This window comes from Stenotrophomonas beteli (genome assembly GCF_001431665.1).
GTDB classification, from domain to species: domain Bacteria; phylum Pseudomonadota; class Gammaproteobacteria; order Xanthomonadales; family Xanthomonadaceae; genus Stenotrophomonas; species Stenotrophomonas beteli.
The window spans coordinates 1-16194 of the sequence record NZ_LLXV01000086.1; the positions used below are offsets into that span (position 1 = coordinate 1).

General features: G+C 67.8%; 11 protein-coding genes and 1 pseudogene. 9 read left to right on the plus strand and 3 right to left on the minus strand.

What is annotated here, in order from left to right:
- Positions 1-172 precede the first annotated feature (172 nt).
- The 4 genes from folE to ARC23_RS19100 all read left to right on the plus strand — a co-directional run bounded on the left by folE (position 173) and on the right by ARC23_RS19100 (position 6451).
- Positions 173-784, plus strand: coding sequence for a GTP cyclohydrolase I FolE (gene folE, locus ARC23_RS19085; RefSeq protein ID WP_004141296.1), 612 nt, complete (start codon positions 173-175; stop codon positions 782-784).
- A 112-nt stretch (positions 785-896) separates the two neighbouring features.
- The gene (locus ARC23_RS19090) at positions 897-2366 is read left to right on the plus strand and encodes a DUF3375 domain-containing protein (protein ID WP_057498651.1); all 1470 of its coding nucleotides are present in this window, start codon (positions 897-899) and stop codon (positions 2364-2366) included.
- Positions 2353-3054: a DUF4194 domain-containing protein gene (locus ARC23_RS19095; RefSeq protein WP_005411692.1), complete on the plus strand. Its 702-nt coding sequence runs from the start codon at positions 2353-2355 to the stop codon at positions 3052-3054. The genes ARC23_RS19090 and ARC23_RS19095 overlap by 14 nt, the downstream gene beginning before the upstream one ends.
- 16 nt (positions 3055-3070) lie before the next feature.
- Positions 3071-6451 carry an ATP-binding protein gene (locus ARC23_RS19100; RefSeq protein ID WP_057498652.1) on the plus strand — a complete coding sequence of 1127 codons (3381 nt, stop codon included), beginning with the start codon at positions 3071-3073 and terminating at the stop codon, positions 6449-6451.
- Between the two features lie 106 nt (positions 6452-6557).
- On the opposite strand, the gene ARC23_RS19105 is transcribed toward ARC23_RS19100, so the two are convergent.
- Positions 6558-7337: a sulfite exporter TauE/SafE family protein gene (locus ARC23_RS19105; RefSeq protein WP_057498653.1), complete on the minus strand. Its 780-nt coding sequence runs from the start codon at positions 7335-7337 to the stop codon at positions 6558-6560.
- Between the two features lie 81 nt (positions 7338-7418).
- On the opposite strand from ARC23_RS19105, the gene ARC23_RS19110 reads away from it, so the two are divergent.
- Positions 7419-7811 carry a YchJ family protein gene (locus tag ARC23_RS19110; RefSeq protein WP_057498658.1) on the plus strand — a complete coding sequence of 131 codons (393 nt, stop codon included), beginning with the start codon at positions 7419-7421 and terminating at the stop codon, positions 7809-7811.
- Here ARC23_RS19110 and ARC23_RS19115 read toward each other — a convergent pair.
- Entirely contained in the window at positions 7793-9076 is a 1284-nt protein-coding gene (locus ARC23_RS19115) for a GGDEF domain-containing protein (protein ID WP_057498654.1), read from the minus strand. The genes ARC23_RS19110 and ARC23_RS19115 overlap by 19 nt on opposite strands.
- 150 nt (positions 9077-9226) lie before the next feature.
- On the opposite strand from ARC23_RS19115, the gene egtB reads away from it, so the two are divergent.
- From egtB to ARC23_RS21360, 4 genes and pseudogenes are all read left to right on the plus strand, one after another.
- The gene (egtB, locus tag ARC23_RS19120; protein WP_057498655.1) at positions 9227-10498 is read left to right on the plus strand and encodes an ergothioneine biosynthesis protein EgtB; all 1272 of its coding nucleotides are present in this window, start codon (positions 9227-9229) and stop codon (positions 10496-10498) included.
- Entirely contained in the window at positions 10495-11469 is a 975-nt protein-coding gene (gene egtD, locus ARC23_RS19125) for an L-histidine N(alpha)-methyltransferase (protein ID WP_057498656.1), read from the plus strand. Before egtB ends, egtD begins: the two co-directional genes overlap by 4 nt.
- 78 nt (positions 11470-11547) lie before the next feature.
- On the plus strand, positions 11548-13734 hold the full coding sequence (locus tag ARC23_RS19130; protein ID WP_238985276.1) for a lytic murein transglycosylase: 2187 nt from the start codon (positions 11548-11550) through the stop codon (positions 13732-13734).
- 26 nt (positions 13735-13760) lie between these two features.
- Positions 13761-14535, plus strand: a pseudogene (locus tag ARC23_RS21360) (DUF2628 domain-containing protein).
- A 6-nt stretch (positions 14536-14541) separates the two neighbouring features.
- Here the strand turns inward: ARC23_RS21360 and ARC23_RS19140 are convergent.
- Positions 14542-15729, minus strand: a complete 1188-nt coding sequence (locus ARC23_RS19140; protein WP_057498657.1) for a benzoate/H(+) symporter BenE family transporter — start codon at positions 15727-15729, stop codon at positions 14542-14544.
- Positions 15730-16194: the final 465 nt, after the last annotated feature.

Consider the following 16194-nt stretch of genomic DNA (forward strand, 5'->3'; position numbering starts at 1 on the left):
GGCCGAGCCTACAGGGACGTACTTGCGGCGTGTCCTGCCCGGCCTGCCCCCTTCCCCCTCTCGCTCAGCAGCAACGACGCGCCAACAACGACCCCCGATGAACCGTCCCCACAGGACGACCCACCCCCCGGTCGGGTACGATGCTCGCCCCCCGTTCGGGACGCTGTACGCAATGAGCAAGAACAACGAAAAGGCCGCCCCGCAGGGCGACGTGACCCAGGACCAGGCCGAGGATGCCGTGCGCACCCTGCTGCGCTGGGCCGGTGAGGACCCGTCCCGTGAAGGCCTGCTGGATACCCCCCGCCGCGTCGCCGAAGCCTATGGCGACTGGTTCAGCGGTTACCGCGACGACCCGCGCGCCTACATGGAGCGGACCTTCGAGGAAGTGGCCGGCTACGACGAACTGATCGTCCTGCGCGACATCGAGTACGAAAGCCACTGCGAACACCACATGGCGCCGATCATCGGCCGCGTGCACGTCGGCTATCTGCCGGCCGGCAAGGTGGTGGGCATCAGCAAGCTGGCCCGTGTCGTCGAGGCCTACGCCCGCCGTTTCCAGGTGCAGGAGAAGATGACCGCGCAGATCGCCCAGTGCATCCAGGATGTGTTGCAGCCGATCGGCGTCGGCGTGGTCGTCGAAGGCGCCCATGAATGCATGACCACCCGCGGCATCCACAAGCGCGGCGTCAGCATGGTCACCTCCAAGATGCTGGGCAGCTTCCGCGACGACGCGCGTACCCGCGCCGAGTTCCTGCGCTTCATCGAAGTGGGCGGCAAGCGCTGAGCCGCTTGACCGCACTCCGCCGGCCTCTGCGGGCCGGCATGCCCACGGCTGCCCGCGCGGCCGCCGCGGGCGGCTGCTCGTCCCCGCCAGCCCTCATGACTCCTTTCGCTGCATGAAGCACCGCGAACGCATCTCCCGTTACCGCCATCTGCGCGAACAGCCCCAGTGGAAGCTGCTCGCCGCCGACCACGCTCCGGAAATCATCGGCCTGCTGCAGGGGCTGCTGATGGACGGCGAGCGCACGCTGCCTTCGTCGGTGCTCAACGAGCGCCTGCAACGCGCGCTGGACCAGCTCAACGGCGATGAACTGTCGCGCGAGCTGCCGCGTACCGCGCAGGCGTATATCGCACACTGGCTGGCCCAGGGCTGGCTGGAACGACGCCTGCCCGACGGTGCCGACCAGGAGCAGTACGAGCTGTCGACCGCGGCACTGCAGGCGATCCGATTCGCCGACGGCCTCGAGCAGGCCCGTGTGGCCGCCACCGAAAGCCGCCTGGCACTGGTCATCGAGCAGCTGTCGCAGCTGGCCGCGCAGACCGAGTCCGACCCGGATGCACGCCTGTCAGCACTGCGCGACGAGCGTGACCGCATCGACGCCGAGATCGCCCGCGTCGGCGCCGGCCGCGTGATCGCGCTGGACGGCAAGCGCGCGCTGGAACGCGCACGCCAGATCATCGGCCTAGCCGACGAACTGACCGAAGACTTCCGCCGCGTGCGCGACGACTTCGAGCAGCTCAACCGCGATTTCCGCGAACGCATCATCGACGATGAGGGCGAGCGCGGCGATGTGCTGTCGCAGCTGTTCGAAGGCGTGGACGTGATCGGCGAAAGCGATGCCGGGCGCAGTTTCCAGGCGTTCTGGCGGCTGCTCAACGATGCCGAGCAGAGCGCCCAGCTCGATGCCGCCCTGGAAGCGGTGCTGGCGCGTGGCTTTGCCCGCCGCCTGGACCGCAACGAACGCAACTTCCTGCGCGGTTTCACCAGCACCATGCTCGAGCGCGGTGGCCAGGTGCACGACGTGCTGCAGAACTTCGCGCGCAGCCTGCGCGGCTTCGTGCAGAGCCGTGGTTATCTGGAGCAGCGACGCCTCAACCAGCTGCTGAAGCAGGCGCAGTCCGAAGCGCTGGCACTGCGTGATGAATTCCCCGCGCAACGCGGCATCGGCCGCGACCTGCAGCTGACCACCAGCCGCCTGCGCTCGTGGTCGCAGTGGAAGCTGCACGATCCGCGCAGCGCCCAGGTCGATGGCAACGTCGAGTACAACGATGCTGCGGCCATCAGCCTGGAAAGCGTCGGCGATCTGGTCGCCTCGTCTGAAATCGACTTCCGTACCCTGCGCCGCGACCTGCACGACCTGCTCGATGCACAGCCGCGGCTCAGCATCGCCCAGGCCCTGTCGCAGCGCGAAGCGCCGCAGGGGCTCGGCAGCGTCATCGGCTACCTGTCGCTGGGCACGCGCTTCGGCAACGTGGTCGCCGGCGAGCAGGAGCTTGCGCAATGGCGTGGTGGCGACGGCCAGATCCGTCGTGCCCGCATCCCGCTGGTTTGGTTCACCCAGGAGAGACGCCATGAGCTGGCATGAAGATCCCATCGACGCAGCGCAGGCCGACGTGGCAGAAGACGCCTATGAGGCCGAGCCGGTGGCGGCCGTGGCGCAGCCCCGCCGTGGCAACGACGTGTATTACCTGGGCGACACCGGGCGCCTGCCGCTGGACGCGCGCCGCGCGCTGTGCCAGTTGCTGATCGGCCCCAGCATCGACCAGCTGCGCCACGCCAAGCTGTGGCCGGCGCTGATCCGCAGCGAGGCCGCCATCCGCTCGTCGCTGGCCGACCTGTTCCTGGAACTGGTGCTGGACCGTGACAGCGGCGTGGCGTTCACCCGCCAGGCCGATACCGAAGACGTTGACGCGCCGGTGCTGCTGCGCACCTCGCCGCTGACCTTCATCGACTCGGTGCTGCTGCTGTACCTGCGCCAGCAGCTGGCCGAGGCCGATGCGCGCGGCAACCGCGCGGTGGTCGCCGACGCCGAGATGGCCGAGGCGCTGGCCATCTATGAGAAGAACCTGTCCACCGACCGCGCCGGCTTCAATCGCCGTGTCGCTTCGGCGGTGCAGAAGATGAAGGACAACCACATCCTGACCCGCCTCAGCGGCCAGGAAGACCGCCACGAAGTCTCGCCGGCGCTGAAGCTGCTGTTCTCCGCCGAAGACGTGTCCCAGCTTTCGGCGGTCTACCGCCAGCTGCGTGAAACCCCGGCCGCCGAGGCCTGAGAGACCCGACCATCGCATGGCTATCTCCAAGCACACTCCCGCCCTGTTCAACGAAGGCCTGCCGGACCCGCGCCTGCAGCAGTTCCGCATGCGCCGCCTGCAGGTGCACAACTGGGGCACCTTCAACGGCCTGACCGAGGTGCCGATCGCCGAGCGCGGCTTCCTGTTCGTCGGCCGCTCCGGCTCGGGCAAGTCGACCCTGCTCGATGCCATGTCCGCACTGCTGACGCCGCCGGCCATCGTCGACTTCAACGCCGCCGCGCGTGAAGCCGAGCGCAGTGGCCGCGACCGCAACCTGGTGTCCTACGTGCGTGGCGCGTGGGCCGACCAGCAGGACAGCGGCACCGGCGAAATCGCCACCCAGTACCTGCGCAAGGGCGCGACCTGGACCGCACTGGTGCTGGAATACCGCGCCGGCGATGGCCGCGTGGTCAGCCTGGTGCGCCTGCTGTGGATCTCCGGCAACGGCACCTCGGCCGGTGATGTGCGCAAGCACTACATGATCGCCGAGCGTCCGTTCGACATCGCCAAGGATCTCGGCGGCTTCGACCTGGACCTGCGCAAGCTCAAGCAGAAGCTGGCCGACCTGCACCACTTCGACACCTTCTCCGGCTACGCCGAGCGCTTCCGCGACCTGCTCGGCATCGACAACGAGATGGCGCTGCGCCTGCTGCACAAGACGCAGTCGGCCAAGAACCTGGGCGACCTCAACGTCTTCCTGCGCGACTTCATGCTCGACACGCCGAAGACTTTCGACGCCGCCGAGCGCCTGGTCAGCGACTTCGCCGAGCTCGATGGCGCGCACCAGGCTGTGGTTACCGCCCGCCGCCAGGTGGAAACCCTGTTGCCGGCACGCGCCTACTACAACGATCTGAAGGAAATGCACCGCCAGCGCGGCGACGACGAAGCGCTGAAGCTCGGCGTCGACAGCTTCCGCGAAAGCCGCCGCCAGGCGCTGATCGAAGCGCGCCTGCGCGAGATGGACGTGCGTGACCGTGGCCTGCTCGGCGAAGAAGCCCAGCGCCGTGCCGCACTCGACAACCACACCGAACGCCTGGCCGAACTGGAACTGCAGCGTCGCCAGCAGGGCGGTGAGCGCATCGAGGAACTGGAGCGCGAGCAGGGCCGTGCCGAAGCCGAGCGCGACCGCCGCCAGGCCAAGCGCGAGCAGGCACGCCAGGCGGCGCAGCAGCTGGGGGCCGAACTGCCGGACGACGCCCACGGCTTCGCCGAACTGGTCGAGCGCGCACAGAACGAGCTGCAGGATCGCCAGCGTGCCTCTTCGGCATTGGACGACGCGATCAGTGATCGCCTGGGTGGCAAGCGCGATGACGAGCGCCGTTTCGGCGAAGTCCGTGCCGAACTCGAAGCGATGCAGCGCACGCCGTCCAACATCCCGGCGCCGATGCAGAAGCTGCGCGCGCGCCTGGCCGAAGAAACCGGCATCGCCGAAGCGGCACTGCCGTTCGTCGGCGAGCTGATCCAGGTCCGCTCGGAGGAACAGGGCTGGCAGGGCGCCATCGAACGCGTGCTGGGTGGCTTCGCATTGTCGCTGCTGGTCGATGACAAGCACTACAACGAGGTGGCCGAGTGGGTGAACCGTACCCACCTGGGCATGCGCTTCACCTACTACCGCGTACGCCGCAATGATGAGGCGTTCGCCCGGGAGCCCTCGGCCAGGTCGCTGCTGCACAAGCTGGAACTGCGCGAGCATGTGTTCGAAGGCTGGCTGCGCCGTGAACTGGGCAAGCGCTTCGACTACGAGTGCGTGGATGCCAAGCAGCTGCGCAACGTCGACCGCGGCATCACCCGCGAAGGTCAGGTCAAGCACCCGGGCGACCGTTTCGAGAAGGACGACCGCAGTGCGGTGGGCGACCGCCGCCGCTGGATCCTCGGCTTCAACAACCACGACAAGGTGGGCGCCTTCGAGCGCGAGGCGCAGGAACTGGCCAAGCGCATTGCTGGCTGCGAGACCGACATCGCGCGCCTGCGTGGCCAGCGTGACCGCGACAATGAACGTCGCCTGGCCTGCCACGAGCTGGTCAGCATCAACTGGAACGAGATCGACATCGCTGCCCCGCAGCAGCGCCTGAGCGATATCGAAGCGACGCTGCGCGACCTGCGCGAAGGCAACGCCGACCTGGCCAAGCTGGCCAAGCAGATCGACGCCGTGCGCGCCGACATCGAACAATCCCGCCGCACCTATGAAGACGTCCGCGTCGAGCGTGGACAGCTGGTCAAGGAGCGCGATCGCCTCGACCGCGCGCGCCAGCAGAGCCGCGCGCTGGTGCTGCCCACCCTGGCCCAGGAGCAGGAAGCCGGCCTGGCCGAGCGCCTGCAGGAGCAGGGCCCGCTCAGCCTGGAAACGCTGGAAGCGCACATGCGTCAGGTCAGCAACGCACTGAACGAGCAGCTGTCGTCCTCACAGCAGGATCTCAACCGCATCGAGAACCAGCTGGTCGGTTGCTTCCGCCGCTTCATCCAGCAATGGCCGGAGGAATCGGGCGATTTCACTGTGTCGGTGGCCTCGGCCGAGGACTTCCTCGCCCGGCTGGAGCGCCTGGAGCGAGACGGCCTGCCGCAGCACGAAGAGCGCTTCTTCGACCTGCTGCAGAACCAGAGCAAGAACAACCTGCTGGCGCTGCAGCGCCACAGTGCCGAGGCCCGCAAGTCGATCGGCCAGCGCCTGGATGAAGTGAACGCCAGCCTGGAACAGGTGCCGTTCAACCGTGGCACGCTGCTGACCATCGAACTGAGTGACCGTCGCCTGCCGGAAGTCGGCGAGTTCCAGCAGCAGCTGCGCGAGGTGCTGTCGCAGCAGCAGACCGAGCAGCGCGAACTGGCCGAATCGCAGTTCACTGTGCTGCGCCAGCTGGTCAACCGCCTGGGTTCGCAGGAGGGCGAAGACAAGCGCTGGCGCGAACTGGTGCTGGACGTACGCATGCACGTGGAGTTCATCGGCGTCGAGCTGGACGCGGAAACGCGCCAGCAGGTCGAGATCTACCGCAGCGGCGCCGGCAAGTCCGGTGGCCAGCGCCAGAAGCTGGCCACCACCTGCCTGGCCGCGGCGCTGCGCTACCAGCTCGGCGGCGCCGACAGCCAGCTGCCCAGCTACGCCGCCGTCGTGCTCGACGAGGCCTTCGACAAGGCCGACAACGAGTTCACTGCGCTGGCGATGAACATCTTCGACAACTTCGGCTTCCAGATGGTGGTCGCCACCCCGCTGAAGTCGGTGATGACGCTGGAACCATTCATCGGTGGCGCCTGCTTCGTCGAGATCAGCGGCCGCCACGACTCCGGCGTGCTGCTGATCGAGTACGACGAGGAAGGCAAGCGCCTGAAGCTGCCCGAGCGCAGCCGCCAGCAGGCCAACGAACCGGAGGAAGCCGAGGCCTGAGCGCCTCGGTCCATCTACCTGTAGAGCCGAGCCATGCTCGGCTGCTCTTCGCGATGGGAAACCGTGTGCCAACCAAGGTTGGCACCTACCGGGTCATAAGGCGCATTCACGCACCGCGCAACGTATCCCACGCCATCCGCGCGATCAGCACCACGACCAGCCCCACGAACAGCTTGCGGATGAACGGCGTACCGCCCTTCAGCGCCAACCGCGTGCCCACCACCGAGCCGATGATGTTGGCTGCCGCCATCGGCAGCGCGAACAGCCACAGGATGTTGCCGGTCGGCACGAAGAACGAGATCGCTGCCATGTTGGTGGCCAGGTTCACCACCTTCGACGCCGCCGAGGCGCGCAGGAAATCCAGGCCGAAGAAGCGCACGAACAGGAAGATCAGGAAGCTGCCGGTGCCCGGCCCGAAGAAGCCGTCATAGAAGCCGATCGCCGCACCGATCGCCAGCGCGATCACCAGTTCACGGCGGCCGATCTGCTGCGGCCGGTGCAGCGCGCCGAAGTCCTTCTTCCACAGTGTGTAGGCCAGCATCGCGATCAGCAGCACCAGCACCAGCGGCCGCACCGCATCCTTGGGCAGCAGGCTCACTGCGGTGGCCCCGGCGAAGGAAAACACGAAGGCGGTCCCTGCGGCGAACAGCACCGGCTTCCACGGGAAGCGCACGTTGCGCGCATAGCGCCAGGCCGCTGCACCGGTACCGAACATCGAACTGAACTTGTTGGTACCAAACAGCATCGCCGGCGTCTGCTGCGGCAGCACCGTGAACAGTCCCGGCAGCTGCACCAGGCCACCGCCACCGACGGCGGCATCCACAAGACCGGCGATGAAAGCGATCACCACCAGCCACCACAACTCAGGGGGAACCAGTTCCAGCACGGCGATCAATCAAGGTGGGGGCGCGACAGCATACGCCCTTCGCCGATGGATGCTGGCGGCGTCCCGCGCGACAATGCGCGCATGAGCCGAAAACCTGCCGATCCCTGTCCCTGCGGGCTACCCGCGGAATACGCCGCCTGCTGTGGCCGTTTCCATGCCGGCGACACCGTCCCCGACGCCGAACGCCTCATGCGTTCACGCTACAGCGCGTACGTGCGGGGCCTGGCAGACTACCTGCGCCAGAGCTGGCATCCGGACACGCGTCCGGTCGAGTTGTCGCTGGATGACGCGCCCGGGCAGCGTACGCACTGGCTGGGCCTGACCGTCCATGAGCACACCGTCACCGGCGCTGACAGCGCCCAGGTGAGGTTCACCGCCCGCTACCGGGTAGGCGGCGGCAGCGCGGTGAAGATGACCGAACACAGCCGCTTCCTGCGCATCGACGGTCGCTGGTACTACCTCGACGCGGTCTGAGCCTCAGCCCGCTGTCCGGCGTTCGCCCGGACCTGGTTGCGGCCGCCGTCCTTGGCGGCGTACAGCGCCCGGTCGGCGGCCTTGACCACCGCCGCCGGGCGCGGGTCCACACGGCTGTCGGCCAGGCCGATGCTCACTGTCACCTGCACGACCGGGCCGCTGCCGCCGCGCCCGCGTTGCTGACGCCCGGCGTCATCGTCGCGGCTGCGGGTGCTGCGGTCGCGCAGCTGCATGCGGGTGTCCTCGATGCTCTGCCGCAAGGCTTCCACGGCATCCACGCAGGCGTCGGCCGGCTGGCCCAGGAACACTACCGCGAATTCCTCGCCGCCGTAGCGGAACGCACGGCCACCGTCACCCACCCGCGCCAGGCGGGAGGCCACCAGCCGCAGCACGTCGTCACCGGTGTCGTGGCCGTGGGTGTCGTTGAACGATTTGAAGTGGTCCACGTCCACCATCGCGATGCTGTAGATGCCGCGCGCCCGTTGCAGGGTCTCATTGAAGGCGCGGCGCCCCGGGAGGTCGGTCAGCTCATCCCGGAAGGCCATATGGAAGGACTCCTGCAGCATCGCGCCCAGCATCAGCAGCAGGGCCGCACTGGCCAGTGCCGGCAGCAGCACCGGCTGCAGGAACACCCGTGGCAGCATCCACCACAGGCACAGCAGCGCCAGCAGCATAGCCGTGTGCAGCGGCCGCGGATGCCGCCATGCCTGGCAACCCAGCGCCGCCGTGGCCAGCAGGAACAGCAGCGCCGGCAGCTGCGCCAGCGCGTTCCAGTCGGCCGGGATCCACGCCCAATGACGGTTCGACAGCAGATCATGCATGCCGCGCGGCTGCTGCGCGGCCAGCAGCAGGAAGATCAGCAATGCCGTACTGCTGGCGACGGAGCGCAACAGCAGGTCGTGCCTGCGCCGCCCACGCTCCGGCCACAACGACAGGCCGGCGAACAGCAATGGCAGCCACGCCGAGATGGCATGGAAGCGCAGCGGTGTCAGCGCGCCGACACGGCCGCTGCGCAGGTAGCCGCCGACATCCTGGTGCAGTAGCGCGAACATGAGTGCCACCACCAACAGCAGGCAGAGCGCACGCACCTGGTGGTAGAGCAGGGCCAGGCCGGCACCGAGGCAGGCCAGCAGCCAGGGCAGAACGCATTGGGCTGGGCTGGCCACGTCTTCGTTGCCCAACGCCGCCCACAACACCACGGCAACCAGCACGGCGGGCAGTACGAACAGGTAATGCGCAGGCTGGCGGAGCGGATGCAGGGGCACGCGGGAAGTCCAGTGCGGTGACGACGCGGCCGCAGCATTGCCGTTAGCGGCGTTCGGGGCGGCTTCTTGAATGCGGCAGGCCCGTCCATGTGAACGAAGTGACGCCGGACCATGACATCGCACTCACCCGCCGGCACCGATGCTGTCGAAATGGACAGCGTACCCGCCGCCGTCGCTGCCCCGCAGCACGATCTCGCCCACCAGTTCGCACGCGTGCGTGCGCGCAGCATGCACCTGGCTGGCCCGCTCAGCGCCGAGGACGCCATGCTGCAGAGCATGGCCGATGCCAGCCCCAGCAAGTGGCACCTGGCCCACACCACCTGGTTCTTCGAACGCTTCGTGCTGGCCGGCTTTCCGGCGGCTCCTGCGCATGACCCTGCATGGGACTACCTGTTCAACAGCTACTACAAGAGTATCGGCCCGGCCCATGCCCGGCCGCAGCGCGGCCTCCTCTCACGGCCCTCGCTGCAGCAGGTGCGTGACTATCGCCAGCAGGTCGATGCACAGGTCCAGTCGCGGCTATCGGCAGGTGACCTGGACCCCCACGCGCTGCACAACCTGCAGCTGGGCCTGCAGCACGAACAACAGCATCAGGAGTTGTTGTTGACCGACATCAAGCACGCGTTCTGGTGCAATCCGCTGCAGCCGGCCTACCGCGAGGACCTGCCCACCACCCCTGGCGCTGCCAGTGCACAGGGCTGGATCGAATCACCCGAGCGCATCGTTACCGTCGGCGCTGCAGCCTGGCCGCAGCACGCTGCGTTTGCCTACGACAACGAATCGCCGCCGCACCGCGTGCTGCTGCCCGCACATGCTCTGGCCGAACGTCCCGTCAGCAATGCCGAATACCGTGCCTTCATCGATGCCGGCGGCTACCGCGAACCGCGCTGGTGGCTCAGTGAAGGCTGGGCATTGCGTGAAGCCGAGGACTGGCAGCACCCGCTGTACTGGGATGACACCCTGCAGCGCGAATACACCCTGGGCGGCTGGCGCGAACTGGATCCGCACGCGCCGGTCTGCCACCTCAGCTACTTCGAGGCTGATGCCTGTGCCCGCTGGGCCGGGGCACGCCTGCCCAGCGAGTTCGAGTGGGAGGCCGCGGCCGCGTCTCAGCCGGTGCGGGGCCACTTTGCCGATGACGATCACCTGCACCCGCAGGCGGGGCAGGGCAGCGGCCTTCGCCAGCTGTTCGGCGATGTCTGGGAGTGGACTCATAGCGCGTATGGCGCCTATCCCGGCTACCGCCCGTTCGCCGGCAACCTCGGTGAGTACAACGGCAAGTTCATGTGCGGCCAATGGGTGCTGCGCGGCGGCAGCTGCGTCACGCCACGCGGCCATGTGCGCGCCAGCTATCGCAATTTCTTCATGCCGCCGGCGCGCTGGCAGTTCTCCGGACTCCGCTTGGCCAGGGACCTCACATGAGCACCGTGCACGACGCGCTGCAGGCGTTGACCGACCTCACCCCCGGCCGCCAGCAGATCCTCACCGACGTGGTGGCCGGGTTGTCGCGCACACCGCGCCAGCTGCCATCCAAGTATTTCTACGATGCACGCGGCTCACGCCTGTTCGAGCAGATCACGCAGACCTGCGAGTACTACCCCACGCGTACCGAGCTGGCGCTGCTGGCGCGGGCGCTGCCGGACATCGCCCGCAGCGTCGGTCCGCATGTTCATGTGGTGGAACTGGGCAGCGGCAGTGGCCGCAAGACCGCGCTGCTGCTGGCGGCGCTGCAGGACCCCGTGGCCTACACCCCCATCGAGATCTCGCGCGCCGCGCTGCTGTCCAGCATCGACCATCTGGCCCCGGCGCTGCCGGAGGTCGAGATGCTGCCGGTCTGTGCTGACTTCACCCGCGCGGTCGCCGTCCCGGCACCGGAACGCGAGCCCGCGCGGCGCCTGTTGTTCTTCCCGGGCTCGACGTTGGGCAATTTCGTCGAAGAGGATGCCGTCGCACTGCTGCGCGCGATGCGCCAGACGATGGGCCGCGATGGCCTGGCCCTGGTCGGCATCGATCTGCACAAGGACCCGGCATTGATCGAAGCCGCCTACAACGATGTGCAGGGCATCACTGCTGCATTCACCCTCAACCTGCTGGCGCGCCTAAACCGCGAGATCGGCAGCGACTTCGATCTGGACGGTTTCCGCCACCGCGCCCGCTACAGCATCGCGCGGCTGCGCATCGAAACCGATCTGGTCAGCCAGCGCGCACAGGACGTCCGCCTGGATGGCCGCACCTTCCACTTCGAGGCCGACGAGCCGATCCGCGTCGAATACAGCCACAAGTACACCGACGACAGCTTCGAAGCGTTGCTGCTGCCAGCGGGCCTGCAGGTCGTGCGGCGCTGGGATGCTGAAAGCCCGGCCTATGGTCTGCGCCTGCTTCGCGCCCTTTAGCCGCCGCCCGCCGGCGCTGCTTCAGGTTCGCCTACGCTGCGCCTAAGATGGCCCTGCAACGGCAACACGGAGGACGCCATGCCCATTCTGACCACGCTCGGCCTGGCGGCCGTGCTCGCCGCGGCACCCGCTTCGACAGCAGCGCCTGCGGCCAGCAGCGATCCCGCTTTCAGCCGCTGCCTGGCCGTCCTGCAATCGACAGCCGCCAGCCAGGGCATCAGTGCCGACCGCTTCAATGGGATTACCGCCGGGCTCACCCCCGATCCCAGCGTGCTCGGCCTGCTCGACGCGCAGCCGGAATTCACCACGCCGATCTGGGACTACCTGGCCGCGCTGGTCGATCGCCAGCGCGTGGACGATGGGCGCGTCCTGCTGCAGCGGCATCGGGCCCTGCTCGATCGGGTGTCGGCCCAGTACGGCGTCGATCCGGCCACCATCGTCGCGGTCTGGGGCGTGGAGAGCGACTACGGCCGTGTGTTCGGCAAGCGCCCGCTGCTGCAGTCGCTGGCCACGCTGTCCTGTGCCGGCCGCCGCCAGCCCTTCTTCCGCGGTGAACTGCTGGCCCTGCTCAAGTTGATCGACCGCGGCGACCTGCAGGCACAGGGGCTTACCGGTTCCTGGGCCGGCGCCTTCGGGCATACGCAGTTCATGCCCAGCACCTATGCACGCATCGCCGTGGACGGTGATGGCGATGGCCGCCGCGATCTGGTCGGCAGCATTCCCGATGCGCTGGCCTCCACCGCCAATTACCTCAAGCGCGCCGGCTGGCGCAGCGGAGAGCCGTGGGGCATGGAAGTGCGTATCCCGCCCGGTTTCGACGCCAGCCAGGCCGGGCGCACCCAGCGTCGGGCGCTGGCCGACTGGCGTGCGCAGGGTGTGACCGCATTGGATGGCAGCGCGTTGGCCCCGGCCAATCTGCCTGCCGATGCGCGCGCGGCCCTGCTGCTGCCGGCGGGCAGCAAGGGCCCGGCGTTGCTGGTGTTCCGCAACTACGACGCGATCTACAGCTACAACGCTGCCGAAAGCTACGCGCTGGCGATCGCCACGCTGGCCGACCAGCTGCGTGGCGGCACGGGCCTGGCCACGGCCTGGCCGACCGATGATCCCGGTATCGGCCGCGATGAGCGCCGCCAGCTGCAGACCCTGCTGCTGGCCCGCGGCCACGACATCGGCAGCGCCGACGGCATGATCGGTACGGCCACGCGTCGCGCGATCCAGGTCGAGCAGCAGCGTCTGGGCTGGGCCAACGCAGATGGGCGCGCGGGACAGCGTATCCTTCGCACTCTGCAGAACGCGCCGCGCACTGCGCCGGTGCCCACGCGTTTCATGCTTCCCAGCAACTACAGTGCCGTGCAATCGCCGGCCATACGGAGTCGATCCCACGTGCAGCAGATCCAGGGTGTACGCAGCGGGCAGTACCAAGGGCTCGATGCCTGGCTGGTGGAAACCGCTGACGCCAGCGCGGCCGTCAGTGTGTTTGGCGGCCAGCTGCTTTCCTTCGTGCCCAAGGGCCAGCCGGATCTGATGTGGCTGTCCCCCCGGCGCGCCGAACTGCCCACCCCGATCCGCGGAGGCAGCCCGGTCTGCTGGCCGTACTTCGGCCGCCAGGGCCAGGGCAACGACGTGCCCGCCCACGGTTTCGTGCGTACCGTGCCGTGGGAGCTGCAACAGGCCCGTCGCCTGGACGACGGCAGCATCGAGCTCACGCTGGCACCCCCGGTGCTGCAGAGCCTGGACCTGCGGCTGCGGATGACTGTGCGCGTAGGCCGCCAGTTGACCCAGCGACTGATCACCGAGAACGTCGGCAGTTCCCCTGCCAGCATCACCCAGGCGCTGCACAACTATTTCCGCGTGGGTGATGCCAGCGCGGTGGATGTGGACGGCGTGGACGGGCTGGACTATCTGGACAAGTTCGAGAACTATGCGACGCCGCGTCGGCAGCAGGGCGCCTGGACGTTGCGCGATCCCCGTGATCCCGGGCGCAGCGACCGCATCTACACGCAGGCCAAGGGTCACTATGTCCTGCGCGATCCGGTGCTGAAACGCCGCATCGACATCCGTACGGAAGGAAGCCGCTCGCTGGTGGCGTGGAATCCCGGTGCCGAGGCTGCAGCGAAGATGGCAGATGTGGGTGAGGGCTGGCGCGACTACGTCTGCCTGGAAGCGGCCAACGCCGGGCCCGACGTGGTGACCCTGCCGCCGGGTGGCAGCCATGTGCTGTCTCAGACATTGTCAGCGGCACCGTGGACACCGGTCACCCGGTAACGAATCAACGCAGCAAGGACGTTTTCATGCAGGAAGCACAGTGGTGGTACGCCAACAGCAGGCAGAGCGAAGGACCGGTGGACCTGGCCGCCCTGCGTCGCCTGCAGCAGGACGGCACGGTGACGGCACGCACGCTGCTCTGGCGCGAAGGCATGCCCTCGTGGCGCCCCTTGGCGGAGCTGGAACAGGATTCAACGCCCATCGAGATGGCGCCGGCTCCGGATATCGACACAGCCCCACCGGTTGAGGTCGTTGCGCCAAGTGTCGGCGATCCGTCCGATCCGTATCGAGCACCCGCCGCTGCACCGGATACCGCTGCCGCCGCGGGGCTGGAGGGGCGAGATGGCCTTGTACGCCAGCGTGGTCGGCGGCAACTTCCCGATCTATCGCCAGCGCTGGCGGCTGGATCAGGGCATTGCCACGGCCAGTGGCACCTGGCACTGGCCGGCCTTCCTGCTCGGCCCGATCTGGATGATGTACCGCAGGATGTATCGCCTGGCGGCAATGTGGGTCGGCCTGCTGCTGCTGATCAGCGTGGTGGAGACCTTGCTGGATGTGCCCGAAGGCGTGTCGCTGGTCATCACCATCGCGCTCAGCGTCACCACCGGCACCTTTGGCAACACCTGGTACCTGGCACACTGCCAGCGCCTGATCGCCCAGGCCCGTGCCGTCAGCGGCGGCGATGACGCACGGCTGCGCAGCGAGCTGACCGCACGCGGCGGCACCAGCGTGGTCGCCACACTCGTCGCCATCGTCATCTCGGTGGTGTTGAGCACCGTCGGCGCCGCACTGGCGGGGTAGGACAGGTCAGCGGCCCTGGCGCGGCCGCAGCACCAGCAGGCACAGCGCACCGGCCACCAGGCCCCAGAACGCCGAGCCGATGCCGGCCAGGGAGACGCCGGAGGCGGTGACCAGGAAGGTGACCAGTGCGGCTTCGCGGTCACGCTCCACTGCCAGCGCACTGGCCAGGCTGTTGGCGATGGTGCCGAACAACGCGATACCGGCCACGCAGGCCACCAGTTCCTTCGGAAAGGCGGCGAACAGTGCGGCCACGGTAGCCCCGAACAGACCGATGACGATGTAGAACGCGCCAGCGGCCACCGCAGCGATATAGCGCCGCGCCGGATCCTCATGCGCATCGCGCCCCATGCAGATCGCCGCCGTGATCGCCGCCAGGTTGAGCGCATAGGCGCCGAAGGGCGCCAGCAGCGTATTGACCACACCGACCCACCCGATCAGCGGCGACACCGGGGCGTCGTAGCCGGACGCGCGCATCACTGCCACGCCCGGTATGTTCTGCGAAGCCATGGTGACCACGAACAGGGGCAGGGCGATGCCAGCCACCGCTGTCCATGACAATGACGGGGTCACCCATTGCGGTACCGCCAGCTGCAGCTGCACGTGCTGTGCGTGCAGCAGGCCACGGCTGGCCGCGACCGCAATGCCGACCAGCAGGGTGGCAATGACCGCATAGCGCGGGAACAGGCGGCGCCCGGCCAGCCAGGTGGCGAACATCGCCAGCGCCAGCAACAGCTGGGTGTTCATGGCTACGAACACATCCAGGCCGAAGCGCAGCAGCACCCCGGCCAGCATCCCGGCGGCCAGCGCCATCGGCACCCGTTGCATCAGCCGCGCGAAGATGCCGGAGAACCCGGCCAGCATGCCCAGCACCGCAGCAAGCAGGAATGCACCGGTGGCTTCAGAAAGCGACGCGCCGCCAGCACCGACCACCAGCATCGCCGCGCCCGGTGTCGACCATGCCGTCACCACCGGTACCCGATAACGCAGTGACAGCCCGATGCAGGTCACGCCCATGCCCAGTCCCAGCGCCCACATCCACGAGGCGATCTGCGCCTGATCAGCGCCCACGGCCTGTGCGGCCTGGAACACGATCACCGCCGAACTGGCGAAACCGACCAGCACGGTGATGAAGCCGGCGACGATTGCCGGCACCGAAAGGTCGCGCCACCACGCGTGCCGCACCTGCATGTTCATTGCTCTGTCTCCACTGTGCATCCCTGCATTGATAGGGGTTGCGGCGTTGACCGCGCAACGCGCGGGCAACGCCGCAGTGATCTTCGAGCGTACGTCATGCGTGATGCCGTGGTGCTTCTGTCATCACCCTGCAAAAAAAGCCTTGACGAAATCTGCAGGATCTCTAGAATTCGCTCCCTTGCTGCCGCGCATCGCTTCTTCGGAAACGTCACGCGAACAGCAACGCCACCACCGACGAACGAGTTGATCGAACGAAGGTGTTGACGGACTCGAAAAGTCCGTCATAATAGGCGGCTCGCAACGACGAAAGGCCCTTGGGTCCAACGACGAAGCAGCATCGGCAACAACGTCCACCCCGGTGAGACGGCCTTGAAAAAAGGTGTTGACGAAGCGGAAAAGCCGGCTATAATGGGCGGCTCGCTACGAAGGAAACTTCGCAGCACACGGGAACGGCGCTGAGGCCAC